Origin of the sequence: Marinifilum sp. JC120 (genome assembly GCA_004923195.1) — a bacterium.
Classification (GTDB): Bacteria; Desulfobacterota; Desulfovibrionia; order Desulfovibrionales; family Desulfovibrionaceae; genus Maridesulfovibrio.
The window spans coordinates 19,961-35,453 of sequence record RDSB01000002.1 but is presented as its reverse complement, the minus strand read 5'-3'; the positions used below and the strand labels follow the sequence as shown (position 1 = coordinate 35,453).

General features: G+C 46.8%; 10 protein-coding genes and 2 tRNA genes. All 12 read left to right on the top strand.

The features are described from left to right. The first annotated feature begins 9 nt into the window (after window positions 1-9). The 12 genes from D0S45_02785 (at window position 10) to D0S45_02730 (ending at window position 15,320) form a co-directional block, all read left to right on the top strand. Window positions 10-861 (top strand): NAD(+)/NADH kinase, encoded by an 852-nt coding sequence (locus D0S45_02785; GenBank protein ID TIH19121.1) that lies wholly within the window; start codon window positions 10-12, stop codon window positions 859-861. Between the two features lie 7 nt (window positions 862-868). After that, window positions 869-2,614, top strand: a complete 1,746-nt coding sequence (locus tag D0S45_02780; GenBank protein ID TIH19120.1) for a DUF89 family protein — start codon at window positions 869-871, stop codon at window positions 2,612-2,614. Between the two features lie 6 nt (window positions 2,615-2,620). Next, window positions 2,621-3,901, top strand: a complete 1,281-nt coding sequence (locus tag D0S45_02775) for a murein transglycosylase (protein TIH19119.1) — start codon at window positions 2,621-2,623, stop codon at window positions 3,899-3,901. A gap of 26 nt (window positions 3,902-3,927) precedes the next feature. Next, window positions 3,928-5,373 (top strand): Asp-tRNA(Asn)/Glu-tRNA(Gln) amidotransferase subunit GatB, encoded by a 1,446-nt coding sequence (gene gatB, locus D0S45_02770; GenBank protein TIH19118.1) that lies wholly within the window; start codon window positions 3,928-3,930, stop codon window positions 5,371-5,373. 17 nt (window positions 5,374-5,390) lie between these two features. After that, window positions 5,391-6,431: an S-methyl-5-thioribose-1-phosphate isomerase gene (gene mtnA, locus D0S45_02765; GenBank protein ID TIH19117.1), complete on the top strand. Its 1,041-nt coding sequence runs from the start codon at window positions 5,391-5,393 to the stop codon at window positions 6,429-6,431. Between the two features lie 329 nt (window positions 6,432-6,760). Then, complete coding sequence (locus D0S45_02760) at window positions 6,761-8,116, top strand: ribosome biogenesis GTPase Der (protein ID TIH19116.1); 1,356 nt, start codon at window positions 6,761-6,763, stop codon at window positions 8,114-8,116. A gap of 101 nt (window positions 8,117-8,217) precedes the next feature. Continuing rightward, window positions 8,218-8,312, top strand: a tRNA-Ser gene (locus tag D0S45_02755). Window positions 8,313-8,487: 175 nt separating this feature from the next. After that, window positions 8,488-9,144, top strand: coding sequence for a DNA-binding response regulator (locus tag D0S45_02750; GenBank protein TIH19115.1), 657 nt, complete (start codon window positions 8,488-8,490; stop codon window positions 9,142-9,144). Between the two features lie 164 nt (window positions 9,145-9,308). Further along, window positions 9,309-9,400 (top strand) — tRNA-Ser (locus D0S45_02745). Between the two features lie 182 nt (window positions 9,401-9,582). After that, window positions 9,583-10,770: a DUF4102 domain-containing protein gene (locus D0S45_02740; protein ID TIH19114.1), complete on the top strand. Its 1,188-nt coding sequence runs from the start codon at window positions 9,583-9,585 to the stop codon at window positions 10,768-10,770. Window positions 10,771-11,385: 615 nt separating this feature from the next. Next, window positions 11,386-12,705: a sigma-54-dependent Fis family transcriptional regulator gene (locus D0S45_02735; GenBank protein TIH19113.1), complete on the top strand. Its 1,320-nt coding sequence runs from the start codon at window positions 11,386-11,388 to the stop codon at window positions 12,703-12,705. Between the two features lie 50 nt (window positions 12,706-12,755). Further along, window positions 12,756-15,320, top strand: coding sequence for a response regulator (locus tag D0S45_02730; protein TIH19112.1), 2,565 nt, complete (start codon window positions 12,756-12,758; stop codon window positions 15,318-15,320). The last annotated feature ends 173 nt before the right edge of the window (window positions 15,321-15,493 follow it).

Here is a 15,493-nt window from a genome sequence, read left to right as displayed (position 1 = left end):
GAGTTGTCTATGTCAGATAGTCAAGGTTCTATTTTAATTGTTACCAAGTCCGGGGGAGGCTCCGCGGCTGAATTGGGTGGAGAAATTGCGCGCTGGCTCAGCTTGCGCGGTGTGGACTCCGATATTGTCGAGCACCCTTATCCTCCGGCCCGGATCAATGTTTCCGCATATCGGGAAAATACCATGCTGGTTCTCGTTCTGGGCGGAGACGGCACATTTATCAGTGTTGCAGGTAATGTTCTTGATTGGGAAGTACCGGTGCTGGGTATCAACCATGGTCGGGTGGGATTTCTTGCCGAGGTCCTGCCGGAAGATTGGGAAACTGCGTTGGAAAGATTTTTCAGTAATGAACTGGATATTTCTCCACGAACCGCCTTTGACTATGAAGTCCAGCGCGGAAACGGCATTGTAGCCCGTGGGGTAGCCATTAATGATCTGGTTATTTCCCGTGGTGCTGTGGCCCGGATAATCTCCCTTGATATAGGTCAGAAGGGCCAATGGATCAGGAATCTTCGTGCGGACGGGCTTATTGTTTCCACTCCCACCGGGTCTACTGCATATAACGTTTCCGCAGGAGGTCCGTTGGTGCATCCTGAGCTTGCGGCCATGTGTGTGACCCCGGTCTGTCCTTTTCTCAATGGCATCAGGCCTATGGTTCTGCCTGTGGACACCCCGTTGACCATCGATATCGGGGAAACCTCCGGTGATGTCTACCTCACCGAGGACGGGCGTGTTCCTTATCCGCTTAGTCAGGGTTACCGGGTTATTGTTTCCCGGCATAAGAAAGAGCTTACCCTGGCTCGTATCCGCAGTAATACTTTTTTTGAAAAATTGAGAAGCAAAGGCTTTCTTACGGAGTAACCCATCAGTGAGCATCCTGCCTGATTTTACATCTATTAAAGATCTCAAGTACGGTGAAGATCCGGTTTTTGACGCCTGGCTTCTCCATTTTATGACCGCCAACCATCTGGAAAGCATTATTGATCCGGTTAAGAATGCTTCTCCTGAGCAGTTGCGCTTCATGGTTGCCCTTGATGAGAATCAGGTTTTTGCTCCCTGTTCGGACTGGCAGTTCAACAGGCTGGTCACTCCGGGGCTGGAGTCGGACCTGCTTGATGTCTATGTTTTTGTCTGGCGGTCTTTGGTCAAGCTGGTCAAGAATCATGTTGCCGACCGTTATCAGCGCAGGTTGATTCTCAATCTCTGCCGCCACAAATTCAAGCAGGCACTTGATTCATCCATCATGATTCCTCTGCGTTTGCTCAAGAACATGATTACTATTTTTCTTTCCCGCAGCGGTCTGGACGACCCTTACCGTAATCGTAAGGAGTTGCTCTTCAGCCGGGGTAAGGCTTTTGTGGAGAGTGATTTTTTTAAACATGCTATGGAGTCCTGCCCATATCCTGTGCCGGACTGCAAAAATCTTGCTGATATGCGTTTCGAGCTGGACATGATCGAGCTGGAACGTGTTTTTCGTCTTTCCAGTTTACCGGATCAGTGGAGTCAGGCTTTATTCGCTGAAGATTACAAACTTTATTCAAAGATGTATTCGCGGGATAAAGCTGATTTTACCCCGGTACGCGAAGCCTTTCACGGCAACGAAGGCGGCCTGAAGATTCTTTTTATCCCGGATGAAACCGGGGGCTTGATGGCCGATCTGCTGATGATCAAATCTTTGCTGCGTCAGGGACACAGCGTTATTTTGGCATTGAAGGAAGGGTTCTGGTTTGATTCACCTACATTTTGGGATCGTGAGAGCAACCACCAGTTAGCTGAAGCCCTTAAAGATGCACTGTTTATTTCTGAAGAGCGTATTTCCAAAAATGACTTGCTGTCCAGTCTGCGGGAGAATCCGTTTGTGGTCATCTCCGACGGCACAAGGGAGCGGCTGAACCTGATCCGGTGTAGCGTGACCTTTGCCCGGGCATGGAAAGAGTCCGACCTGATTATTGCTAAAGGGTGGGGGAACAGGCGCAGGCTCATCGGCAACAGCAATCTTTTCACCCGTGATATTATTTGCTTTTACCGCAATCTTGAAGGTGAATTTAAACTTGAACTTAAGGCCAAGTCGCCCAAAGTTCATAAATTCACCGAAGCGGGAATTTCCGCCAAGGCCAATGAGATCATTGCCGAGATGCAGCAGGCCCGCAGTGAGCGCAAAGCTGTTATGTTTTACAGTGCCGTCGTTGGCAGTATCCCCGGTCAGGTGGATACGGCAATCAAGGTTTTGAATACTTTTGTAGGCCACCTGCGTGACAGGCTTGCTGATACTTACATCATCAATCCGGCTGAGCATTTTGAAGAAGGAATGGATGCCGACGATCTCATGTTTATGTGGGAAAAGGTGCAGCGCAGCGGTTTTATTACCATCTGGCGTTTCCAGACCTATGCTGATATCGAGAAGAGTTTCGAGCTTATGGGCGAAAAAGTACCTCCGGTCTGGGCAGGTAAGGATTCCACTTACTCCACCGGATGTACCAAGGAAATGCATATTGCGCAGGATGTACAGAAACGTCACCGCGAATTGCAGATCATCGGTCCCGGTTCTGAGAAATTTTTGAGACGGCGTGAATACGGAGTCGGAAGATTTAGCGACGTGGTTATCGAACCATAAATCAAAATGAAAAAAAATATTTCTATCATTAGATTGCTGGTGGTGTTTTGCCTGTTTTCAGTCCTTCTTTGCGGGTGTGCTACTAAGATCAGCTCTTTTCCTAAAAAGAAAGTTGTCTCTCAGCGCACTAAAACCAAGGTCTGGAAAAGCAAGAAGGCCAGCGGGAAATTTATTTCCGGTCCGGTTCGTTATGCAAAGCTGCCGGAGCAGTCCTCGGTCTTGGCTGCACGCAGGTTATCCATAAAAAGTCAGAGCATGCGCACATGGCGTGATCTGGGACCTCAGATTCGTAAGTCCATTGAATACGTGCAGCGAAACCCTTCCGGGGGATTGGCGCTCAGGCGCAAGGAACTCAGACTCACTTGGGGACAGCTACGTAAGTCACTGGAAGATCTTGAAAGATTACTGCCCCGTCTGGACAGAAACCCGGAGTTGCTTGGCAAGTATTTTGTCTGGTATGAACTCCAGTCCGGTGCGGAAATGACCGGTTATTACACTCCGGTTATTGAGGCCAGTCTGACCAAAAAAGGGCCATACAAATACCCGATTTACAGACTTCCTCCAGATTTGCGTAAAGCCCGTCCGGGGCAGACTCATCCGTGGTCGGAACAGTTGCGTAAGGCTTACCGGGTTGAAAACGGAAAGATACTTCCGTATCATTCCCGCCGGGCTATCGACGTGAACAAGGTTCTCGCAGGGCGGGGACTTGAAGTTGCTTGGTTCAAGGACCCCGTGGACTTGTTTTATATGCATGTGCAGGGGGGCGGTGTTTTACGGCTTCCTGACGGACGGTTGCGGACCGCAGTTTTCAGCGGTAGTAACGGCAGGTCTTTCAAGGGACTGGGCAGCATAATGCTTCATAGCGGAGTGCTCAAAAAGAGCCAGCTTTCCCGTGAAAAGATTAAAGCATGGCTGCTCAAGCATCCCAATCAGATGTGGGAGTTGATGGCCAAGAACGAGAGCTATATCTTTTTTAAGGTGACCCGCGGACAGCCGCAGGCCGCTATCGGCAAATCATTGAAATCAATGGTCAGCCTTGCCACAGACCCCCAGTTGATTCCGCTTGGTTCTATTGTGGGATTCCGCACGGATATTTATCCGAAGAAAGGTCGGCCGTCACGCAGGGTTAACGGTGTCGGTTTGGCTCAGGATACCGGGAAGGCAATCAAAGGGGCGCGGCTCGACTACTACATCGGGACCGGGAACGATTTTAAATATCCGGCGCATCACCTGAAGACTCACGTGCCTGTATACTTATTGATCAGTAAATCTGCTTTGAGAAGATAGATCAAAATTTAAGGAGCTTATATATAATGACTCAGTTTGAAACAGTAATCGGGCTTGAGGTTCACGCCCAGCTTAAGACTAAAACCAAGATTTTTTGTGGTTGTTCCACCGAGTTCGGTAAAGACCCTAATGAGAACGTTTGTGAAGTTTGCTCCGGTATGCCCGGTGTGCTTCCGGTTCTTAACGAGAAGGTCATGGAATACGCCGCTAAGATGGGGCTGGCAACCAACTGCACCGTGAACCAGAAATCCATCTTCGCCCGTAAGAACTATTTCTACCCCGACCTGCCCAAAGGGTATCAGATTTCCCAGTTCGACCTGCCTATCTGTGAGCACGGTCATCAGGACATTGTTTTTGAAAATGCGGACGGCGAACAAGAGTCCAAGCGCATCGGTATTACCCGTATCCATATGGAAGAAGATGCTGGTAAAAATATTCACTCCGTAGCTGAAAATGCGAGTTTTGTAGATCTGAACCGTACTGGCGTGCCGCTTATCGAAATTGTCAGCGAACCGGATATGCGCAGTGCAAATGAAGCTGTGGCCTATCTTAAAGGGCTACGTTCCATCCTGCTTTACCTCGGCATTTGTGATGGTAACCTTGAAGAAGGCTCCTTCCGCTGTGATGCAAACATTTCTGTTCGCCCTGTCGGTCAGGAAGAATTCGGCACCCGTGCGGAAGTTAAGAACCTCAACTCTTTCCGCAACATTCACAAAGCCATCCGTTACGAAGTGGCCCGTCAGATCGACCTCATCGAGGATGGCGAGAAAGTTGTTCAGGAAACCCGTCTTTATGACGCGGACAAGGGTACCACCCATTCCATGCGCGGCAAGGAAGAAGCACACGATTATCGTTATTTCCCGGACCCGGATCTCGTGCCGCTGGTTATCGCTGATGAATGGATGGCCGAGTGGCAGGCTTCTCTTCCTGAACTGCCCGCAGAACGTAAAGCCCGTTTCATTGATGACATGGAGCTGAGCGAAGATGATGCGGAACTGGTCAGCTCGGAAAAAGATGTGGCTGATTACTTTGAAGCTGTTCTTGAGACCCATGATGCTCCCAAGAAGGTGGTCAACTGGATCAAGGGCGACTTCTTACGTGAACTTCACCAGTCCGAAATGACCGTGGCTGGCTGTAAGTTTAAACCGGAAATGATGGCTAAGCTGATCCAGCTTGTTGATAAAGATGTGATCAGCATCAAGATCGGTAAGGACATTTTCAGCGATGTCTTCACCGAAGGTCTTGATCCTGAAAAGTACGTCAAAGACAAAGGGCTGGTTCAGATTTCCGACAGCTCCTCCCTTGAAGCTGTGGTCGACAAAGTTCTGGCTGACAACCCGGATGAGGTTGAAGCTTTTAAGGGCGGCAAGAAAAAGCTGATGAGTTTCTTCATGGGCCAGATCATGCGTGAGACCAAGGGTAAGGCCAACCCCGGTATGGTCAGCAAGATGATTTCCGAAAAACTTTCATAACTAAAGAGAGATAGTAGATGACCGAACATATTCAGTTTTCCTCTGAGAAAGACGCCCTCGTACTGCTGGACCAGCGTTACCTGCCCACCCGCGAGGATTGGTTCGACTGCAAGACCACTGACGATATTGTTGAAGCACTCATAGTCATGGTTGTGCGCGGTGCGCCTGCTATCGGCGTGACTGCTGCTTACGGTTGCTACCTTGCTGGTCGTGAAGTTGCCGGAAGTGCGGACTGGAAAGCCGATCTGGAAAAGAACCTTGATAAGATTGAAAATGCCCGTCCTACCGCAGTAAACCTGCGCTGGGCTGTGCGTGAAATGAGACGTATCTGGAAAGAAGCAGGGGATGTTTCACTTGATGAGCTCTGCGCTATCTGGCTGAAGCGTGCCAAGGAAATTCACGTGGATGATATCCGCATGTGCGAAGACATCGGCAAGTTCGGTGGCGCGCTCATGGATGACGGTGACACCATCATGACCCACTGCAATGCAGGGGCACTGGCTACCGCCGGTTATGGTACCGCACTGGGTGTTGTGCGCGGCGCGGTTGATCAGGGCAAGAAGGTCTCCGTTATTGCCAATGAAACCCGTCCTTTTCTTCAGGGCGCACGTCTCACCGCATACGAGCTGCATCGTGATGGCATCCCGGTAAAGGTTGCCTGTGATAACGCCTGTGCACTGCTCATGAAAAAAGGTCTGGTCCAGAAGGTTGTTGTGGGCGCGGACCGTGTTACCGCCAACGGTGATGCTGTGAATAAGATCGGAACCTACGGCGTAGCTCTGCTGGCCCGTGAGTTCGGTATTCCGTTCTATGTTGCCGCTCCGGTTTACACCATCGATCCCGAAACTCCCACCGGTGATGATGTTCCCATCGAAGACCGCACCCCCACCGAAGTTACCCACGTGGGCGATCACCGCATCACCCCTGAGGGCGTGGAAGTTTTCAACTTCGCTTTCGATCCAACTCCCAACGAACTCATCGCCGGGATCATCACCGAAAAGGGCGTGCTGAGACCTCCTTACATTGAGGCTATTAAGAAGCTTTTTGAAAAAGAGTAGCCTTTGGCGGGTCTGCCGACGGCCTTAAACCCTTTTAGGAAAAGGGTTTAAGGCTTCCAAAACTTTTTATTAGGGCTTCGCCTGTAGCGCGATTAAATTTGTTGTAAAAAATAAAAACGCAGTGTCGAAAGATACTGCGTTTTTTTATACGGCTACTAATAACCCCCAATAAACTCTTTACAGCCCCCACACCTTGTGACATAGGACTCCTTTAAGAAGATTTTATTAGCGGGAAGCGGATGTCTTCCCGCTTTTTTTGATATATAGTGCTGTTCACGGAGACTGGAATTCCAGCGGACCGCATGCTCATATTTTTTCGGAGGCCAGCCATGCTGCCAACTATTGCACTTATCGGACGTCCTAATGTAGGAAAGTCCACATTATTCAACAGGTTATTGAGAAAGAAAAGGGCAATCACCCATGATATGCCCGGCATTACCCGTGACCGTATTTACGCTGAAGGTAATTTCAATGGTGTACAGTACGCCTTGATCGATACCGGCGGTCTGGTCATGGAAAGTGATAATGATTCAGAAGAATTCCAGGGTGATATCTTTGAGCAGGCCCGCGAGGCCATTGAAGAAGCCCATGCCCTTATTCTTGTTGTTGACGGCCGGACCGGACTTACCCCGCTTGATGAGCAGGTTGCCGCATATATCCGTCAGAGCAACAAGCCTATTTTACTGCTGGTCAACAAGATTGATGGTTCGGAGCTTGAAGCCCCGGGTACTGCTGATTTTCATTGTCTCGGCTTTGAGATCCTGCCTGTCTCCGCAGAACACGGGTTCAATCTTCTTGAACTGCGTGAAAAAGTAGCTGACATGGCCCTTGCCACCGGGATTGAACCCGAAGACGAGGAAGACGAGGAAGCCAAAGGCCTCAAGATTGCCATGCTTGGTCGTCCTAACGCAGGGAAGTCTTCCATGGTCAATGCTTTGACCGGGGAGCAGCGGGTAATTGTCTCTGATATCGCCGGAACCACCCGTGACAGCGTGGACGTTACTTTTGAAAGCGGCGGTAAGGTTTATACTTTTGTAGATACCGCCGGGGTGCGCCGCCGGACAAACATCACCGATACTATTGAGCGGTTCAGTGTTGTCCGTGCGTTGAGGAGCAGTAGCAAGGCTGATATCACCATCATGGTCGTGGACGCGATTGCCGGGATCACCAAGCAGGACAAGCGTCTGCTTGAGTATCTGCTGCGCGAAGCTATTCCTTTTATTATCACCGTAAACAAGGTCGACCTTGTTTCTAAGCAGGAACGGACCGCACTACGTGAAGGTTTTGAACGTGCACTGCGCATGGCGCATCACGTCCCTGTTGTTTATACTTCTTGTATTTCCAAGTCCGGTCTGGGCGGGATTCTGGCTCTTGCCAGTCGGCTGAAAAAAGAATGTGCCATCCGTATCTCCACCGGACAGTTGAACCGGATAATGAAAGATATCGTAGAGAAGCATCAGCCTCCTGTCGTGAAACGAAGAAGGGCTAAGTTTAAGTATATCACTCAGGCGGACGAAGAGCCGCCAACCTTTATTTTCTTCATTAACGACGAGAAGCTGATCAAGCCTACTTACCATCGTTTTCTGGAAAACAGACTCAGAAAGCTTCTGAATGTGAAGAATGCACCGCTTAACGTCGTCTTCCGCTCAACTTTTAGAAAGAAAGAAGACATAGTTCATAAATAATTGTAGAAAAGTAGAAATTGTTGTTGACAATCAAGAGGGGCGGAGATATTACAACGCTTCCTGAGTGAGTGAAGCGGATTACGCTTCTTCACCACATATACGGAGAGGTGGCCGAGCACGGCTGAAGGCGCTCGCCTGCTAAGCGAGTATAGGGCTTAAAACTCTATCCGGGGTTCAAATCCCCGCCTCTCCGCCACATGAAAGTTTGAAGGCAGCTGGAGTAATCCAGCTGCCTTTTTGCTTATGTAGAGTTGAATGCGTAAATCATTTGAATGCGGGTATTGGTTGCTATTAGTTATGCTTTCCTGCTAAGAATGAATCTCAATTGTTGTGGCTTTTGTTTTTACTTATTTATTCTTTTCAGGTGCTTAATGCTAAATTTGGTAAAAGTTATTATTGCTGATGATCATGCGCTGGTCAGGGAAGGGTTGAAGACAATACTTAAGTCTCAACCGGGAATCAGTGTACTCGGTACGGCCGAGAATGGTGAGGAGGCAGTGCGCCTTTGTAGGCGTTTGAATCCGGATGTGGCGCTTATGGATCTGTCTATGCCTGTTAAAAGTGGAGTACAGGCTATTCAGGAACTCTCCGGGGAAGGTAAGACAAAGTTTTTGGCTTTAACCGCTCATGTTGAATCTGATCATATCTTTTCTGCCCTCGATGCAGGGGCCAGTGGGTACGTGCTCAAAACGTCATCCAGTAAGGAACTGGTAATGGCAATTGAAACGGTCATGGAAGGCAAGGTTTATCTTGCGCCGGATATTTCAGCTGAAGTTGCCAAGGGCTTCTTGCAAAAGGAAAGAAAGAACAGTTGTGAAAGTCTGGATTCCCTGACAGGGCGCGAGCGAGAAGTTTTAAAACAAGTCCTTGCCGGGTATAAGAATCGGGAAATCGCCGACCTTTTGGTTATTAGTATCAAGACAGTAGAAAAGCATCGTTCCAACTTTATGAGGAAGCTCGGCATGCGTTCCAAAACAGAACTGAAGACATACGGCGCAGAACTCAAGGGTAAGGGTATATATCTCTAAAAAGGGATGCAGGGCGAATATTTGGGGCTAGGAATGCTACTCTGTAACGTTCAGCCTAAAGTCTGATAGTAGTCTACGAGTTAAGATCACAAATTTTCATGGATTATTTTTAAAAAAAGATTGACATCCGAGGCAAGTTCGGGAAAATTCTTTTCTCACGTTTTGGAGAGGTGGCAGAGTCCGGTTGAACGCGGTAGTCTTGAAAACTATTGAGGGTGCGAGCCCTCCGGGGGTTCGAATCCCTCCCTCTCCGCCAGTTAATAATTCCACTCGATAGCATAGAGTGGCGAAAGCCCTGCAATAGCAGGGCTTTTTTGTTTTCTAGGTTTCACGAGATTTCATGCGGTAGGTTGATACAGACCTTTTTATTGAGTAAGAGTTTGAGTAACCAGTTTTTTGGCTAAAACGTTACTCAACTTTTAAAGTATGGACTCTTAAATGCCTTTAACTATAAAACAAATTGAATCATCCAAGCCCAAGAAGAAGCTATACCGAATCTCCGACAACAACGGTCTTTGTTTAGAAGTTACTCCTAACGGGTCTAAAAGGTGGCGGCTCCGCTATCAATTTAATCGCAAAGCAAAAATGATTTCTTTAGGATTGTATCCAGAAGTAAATCTAAAAGATGCTCGCAATCGAGTGTTTGAGATGCGCCAGTCTCTAGCGAAAGGGGTAGACCCATCCCGAGAGCGACAAGAGCAGAAGGCGAAGGTGGACGGCAGTTATAGTTTTAAAGTTATTGCAGATAAATGGTTTGCGAAAAAATCCTTAACTCTGGCAAACAAAAAAGACAGGCAGACCATATACGGCAGACTTGTGAATCATGTATTCCCTTTCATAGCCGATAAATCCATTTTTGAAATAACGAATAAAGATATGGTTGTGATTCTTGAGCGTTTGGAAGCCATGAATCTGCACGAGACAGCCAAGCGAGTTAATTTAACTTGTGTACATATTTTTAACTATGCCCGCGTATCAAATCCAGAATTGAGTAACCCTGCAAGCGATACCAAAGCGTTACTCATTCCCGCATCAAAACGTGTTAAACACTTTCCTGCTATAACGAAACCTGCCGAGATTAAGAAACTTTTGCGGAAGATAAATAATTTCAAAGGTACTTTCAGTGTTGCCCAGGCATTAAAATTTATTCCGTATACCTTTGTACGCTCTGGGGAATTACGTAGTGCCGAGTGGTCAGAAATTGATTGGGAAGCAAGAGAATGGCAAATTCCAGCTCATAAAATGAAAGCTCCGAGGCCTCACATTGTCCCGCTCTCCACACAAGTCATAGACATATTAAAGAAAACCCATCTTGTAACAGGTCATAATAAGTATATTTTTCACAGTGATCGTAGCAAGAAAGGGATATTAAGCGAGAACACTATAAATAAATCCTTACGTAGTATGGGGTACGCGAAGGATGAAATGTGCTGCCACGGGTTTAGGACAACCGCGAGTACCCGTCTAAATGAGGAATTAAAGTACATGCCAGACGTCATAGAGCGTCAATTGGCCCACGGTGAGGCAAATAAGGTTCGGGACGCTTACAACCGTGCTGAGTACTTAGAGGAGCGTCATAAAATGATGCAGGAGTGGTCTGACTACTTAGATGGGCTGGCTAGATAGCTTACTTATATTTTTTAGTGCGCCTTCTGGGAGGACTGCAATCGGGGCGATCGCTTCATAGGCTTTCAGTCCTGTCTCTCCTGTAAGAAGCTCAGCTTCTCTGTCCATGTTCTGCAAGGCACAGGTCAACAGGTTTCAAACAGAATCGACTCATTTTTCAGCATTTCAATATCGGCACGCTTGCTTATGGCTGCGGTATTGCCAAAACACTGATTGGAGAAAGATATATAAGCAGAAGCTGCCGCTCTCAACGATCGTTAAGATAGCTTGGATACTTTGTCACCCACTGATGAAGTTCACGATGAACCTATCATAATTCCTAAAGACGTATTGGATAGCGTAGTGAAAGAAGCGCTGTCTGGGTAGTCACTCTAGCAATGGCTGGAAGTCTCCTGCTGAATTTGAAATCAACTGTCAGGATAGTATATTTGTGGCTTAACTAACTGTCCAGAAAAGTGTGGCAGGATCACACGATCTTGTGCGCATATTCATGGACAGAATGTCTGTAAGTGTTATGATGATTGGGGGGAATTCTGGTCTTGATAGTTGCGGTGATTTCTAATAAATACACTTGATTATGTATTTCACTCAATAGTCTAAGGTACAGGTGCTTTTGTGGATAGCAGTATTAAAATTATGATCATAGAAGACGATGCTATTGATGCACGCTTTATTAAAACCGTTCTGGGTGCAGCAGGCTATGACGCAGATGTCTCGCAACATCCAAATGAAGCTCTTATGGTATTAAACCAGCATCCATATGACTTGATCTTAGTAGACCTGAAAATGGTCGACATGAATGGGATGCAGATTCTTGAGCTGATTAAAAGATATTACCCCACTACAGAAGTTATCATTATTACAGCGCATGCATCCATTGATACCGCAGTGGAAGCTATTCGCATGGGTGCTTATTCTTATTTTGTTAAAGGAGACCCCGCCCGCAAGCTGCTCGCTGACATTAAAACTATTGCTACCCGCAAGATGGAAAAAAACACTGGGATTTATGGCGAGAGCTCAGCCGGGGCATCTCGCCTGAAAACCAGAGGGGCCACCTTTACTAATATTTTATCACAAGCAGATCAACTCGCTGCTGTAGGCATGAATGTCCTGCTTGTCGGGGCACCGGGGACTGGAAAGAAAAACTTTGCGCAACATATGTGCAAAAGCACTCCGCAGACTGACGGTCCTGTATACGAAACCGATTTTTCGGTTGATGGAGAAAGTCTATCCCAACAAAACGCGAAAGACAGATTAAACATTTTTCTAGACCAATACGGAAGCACGGGCACTTGCGTTTTATTAAACATTGATCAGGCTGATCCAATAATTCTGTCTGAAATGCTAAGTATACTGGAGACACGTATATCCCGTTACTCTTCGAAAAAGGCGCTAATTTCAGTAATCTCAACCAGTACATTGCAGTCAATACCGAAGCTCAAAGCAACCTATGGTTCAGAATTCTTTTTCCTCTATTGGGGAATTAAGCTCGAACTGCCGGAAATTAGAGAACGCAGGGAAGATCTGCCATTAATCGCTGAAGATATAGTGAAAAAGTTGAGCGCAACATTCAATGTTCCTACCCCGGATGTTGACAACAGCCTGTTGGAATACCTCTCCGCCGCTACTTTTGTCCGTGAATTTGAGGGATTGGAAACATTGGTCCAACGTATATTTAAAGTTTCTTCAGGAGCAGCACTTACTTCAGATTTGATAGAACAAGTTGAAATCGGTGATATTCTCCTGAAAGAGGAATACCTTATTTTCCCATCAGAACCGTCTTCGCTGAAGGAGGCTCGGGAGCAATCCGAACGGGAATTCATCAAAACTGTCTATGCCCGCAGCGGCGGTAACAAGACCAGAACGGCTGCCGCACTGGGCATATCTTCCCGCCAGCTCTACAATATGCTTAAAAAATACGATCTGGAAGATTAATAAATACTGCTGAACTGCCGCCGCATTACTAGTGATGAAAGGAGTCATCAATGCTGGATCTTGATTTGAAAACACTGCTGATTTCCCTTGCACTAATCTCTTTGGTTAATGGGGTGGCTTTGTTTTGGCTCGGTAAACATTTCACCAGACACAAGTCTATTAATTGGTGGAGTGTGGGGTACTTGTTTGTAGGTTTTTCAGTCACCTTTTTAGCGGTCAGGCCGGATATTCCGGTAGTTGCATCTGTTTTTCTCGGCAACTCACTGGCTTTTTTCGGATCGCTTCTCATCTGGAGCGGATTCAGAATCTACCTGAACAAAGCTCCTCTCTGGTGGGTAATTCTGGCAGTTGCAATAATCCCCGGTATTATATTGAGTTATAACGTAGTCTCTGCTCCTGACCTCAAGTTCCGTTTTACGCTTGGTGTCTGCATAATGAGTCTGTGTATGTTTCTTTCCGCGCAGGAACTTTATCGCGGCCCGCGCCCGCTCCACAAAAAAACTTCAATTGTATTTATTTGTTTTAGCCTGTTTTATCTGGTCTGGATGGTTTTTATGCGCATAAACCTACAGACCAATACCATGCTTGAAGCTTATTCGCTTATGGTTGGGTTGTATTTTGCGACCATTATCTTCCACGTCATGGAGATCGCCGTAATGGCCCTGCTGCTTAGCGATAGGGCAAGGGAAGTTCTCTCCAGAGCTAAGGAGGAAGCGGAGTCTGCAAACAAAGCCAAAAGTGAATTCCTTGCCAATATGAGCCATGAGATACGCACACCCATGAACGCGATAATTGGTCTTTCCGAGATGCTGCTCAACACGGAAAAAGACCGCAGTCGCGCTCATGACCTGCAAAGTATCAATTCTGCGTCCAGTTCCTTGCTCGGCCTGTTAACCGACGTTCTTGATTATTCCAAGATAGAATCAAACGAGATGGAAATTGAAACGGTTCCATTTTATCTGGACACAATTACGGATTTGGTCCTTGATGTGGCTAACGGTTCTCTTGCCTCAGAAAATGTTAAGTTAACCCTGCTGACGGGAAAAGATGTTCCGCCACGCCTTGAGGGCGACCCATTACGTTTGCAGCAGGTTCTCCTGAATCTGGTGAACAACTCGGTAAAATTTACTCCCAAAGGCAGCATAACCATAGATATCGATAGTGTCTCCCGTTCCGCCGACTCGGTATTGTTGAGCTTTACGGTTACGGACACTGGAATCGGAATCAGTTCCGAAATACAAGCGTCTATTTTCGCACCTTTCACACAGGCAGATACCTCGACCACGCGTGAATACGGTGGGACCGGTTTGGGACTGGCTATCAGCGCGCGTCTTGTTGAACTTATGGGGGGCAGGCTTGAGGTCTCCAGTGAGGCAGAAACCGGGAGCACTTTCAGCTTCATCCTACCATTCAAAACTCTTGAAGTTGATGCGCAAGAAGAAACTGAATGCTGGAATGGACACAAGGCTATTATCTTGGATAATAGCTCCCAGCAGAGCTTGCAGGCTGTAAATCTGTTGCTGACTTTCGGATTTGAAACCATCCAGTGTACGGATATTCAACACATGGCTTCACTTTTAGAAACAAGTCAAGTATCTGCTTCGCTGGTCATAGTTCCAGACACAGACTTTATCAAGGATCTACCTATAATAAAGAATGAAATTTGTAAGTATTTCTCTGTTTCGCAAGCTCCATTTATGCTTTGCTGCACCCCACAGGTAGATACTGAAATATTTGACTTTACGGGATATGGTGTAATCAAATCACCCATCAGGGCCAAACGTTTATTTTTAGAAATTGCGCACGGATTTGAATTACCGGAAGAGCAAATACCATCACGATTCCGTAAAACAGCAAAAGGGAAGGTGGGACTTTTTTCCGGTTCAGCTAGAATTCTGCTGGTCGAGGATATAGCGATCAATCGCGAAATAATTGAGAGAATGCTTCAGTCCGTGGGGCTGGATGTAGATACTGCCGAAAACGGAGAACAAGCCGTACACAGAGCTTCGCAGAACCATTATGACATCGTAATTATGGATATTCAGATGCCGGTGATGGGCGGTTTTGATGCAGCCAAAAGAATCAAGGAAAATACCGGTGAAAAATCACCCGTATTTATCGGCCTTTCCGCGAACGCCACCCGTAAAAGCATTGCAAGGTCCGAACACGAGGGCTTTGCTGCCTACCTTACAAAACCGGTTACCAGAAGCACGCTCCTTGACTGCCTTGCAAACTGGATTCCAACCCGGCAGGCACCCATGCCTTTAACTGAACATGACTTAGATATTCCCGGAATTGACGTTGAAGCGGCCATGGAAGACTGTCAGGGAAACATGAATTTTTACAAGGCCCAGCTAAAGGACTTTTCTCTGTATATCAAAGATTTCCTTATAGATTTCAAGCAGGCTAATGCTGCCAGAGACACAGAGAGAATGATGAGTATTCTCCACTCCTTGCGCGGCACAGCATCATTGCTGAAAATTATTGATTTTGCACAAAGTATAGCCGCTCTTGAGGCAAGCTTGTCCTCTGAAAATGAAATAGAAACAGAAGAAACTATGAACGCTTTATTCAGTGCTGCCGAAAACCTGGAGAGGGTTCTGGTAAAACTGTAATACTATTCCTTAATAATACCGACAGATATCTAATGCGCTTCCAACATGATGGGAGCGCATTCTTTTTTTATTCATATGAAAATATTTCAATTTGTTTTTAAGGAAATTTTAAGAATTTTTTTTCATTTTTATGAAATTTAGAAAACTAAAGCTTCTCGCTTTTGAATTATTTT

What these genes read in the sequence shown, in the direction of transcription:
- D0S45_02785 (TIH19121.1), top strand. Translation starts at nt 10, where the DNA reads ATGTCAGATAGTCAAGGTTCTATTTTAATTGTTACCAAGTCCGGGGGA.
- D0S45_02775 (TIH19119.1), top strand. Translation starts at nt 2,621, where the DNA reads ATGAAAAAAAATATTTCTATCATTAGATTGCTGGTGGTGTTTTGCCTG.
- gatB (TIH19118.1), top strand. Translation starts at nt 3,928, where the DNA reads ATGACTCAGTTTGAAACAGTAATCGGGCTTGAGGTTCACGCCCAGCTT.
- mtnA (TIH19117.1), top strand. Translation starts at nt 5,391, where the DNA reads ATGACCGAACATATTCAGTTTTCCTCTGAGAAAGACGCCCTCGTACTG.
- D0S45_02760 (TIH19116.1), top strand. Translation starts at nt 6,761, where the DNA reads ATGCTGCCAACTATTGCACTTATCGGACGTCCTAATGTAGGAAAGTCC.
- D0S45_02750 (TIH19115.1), top strand. Translation starts at nt 8,488, where the DNA reads ATGCTAAATTTGGTAAAAGTTATTATTGCTGATGATCATGCGCTGGTC.
- D0S45_02740 (TIH19114.1), top strand. Translation starts at nt 9,583, where the DNA reads ATGCCTTTAACTATAAAACAAATTGAATCATCCAAGCCCAAGAAGAAG.
- D0S45_02730 (TIH19112.1), top strand. Translation starts at nt 12,756, where the DNA reads ATGCTGGATCTTGATTTGAAAACACTGCTGATTTCCCTTGCACTAATC.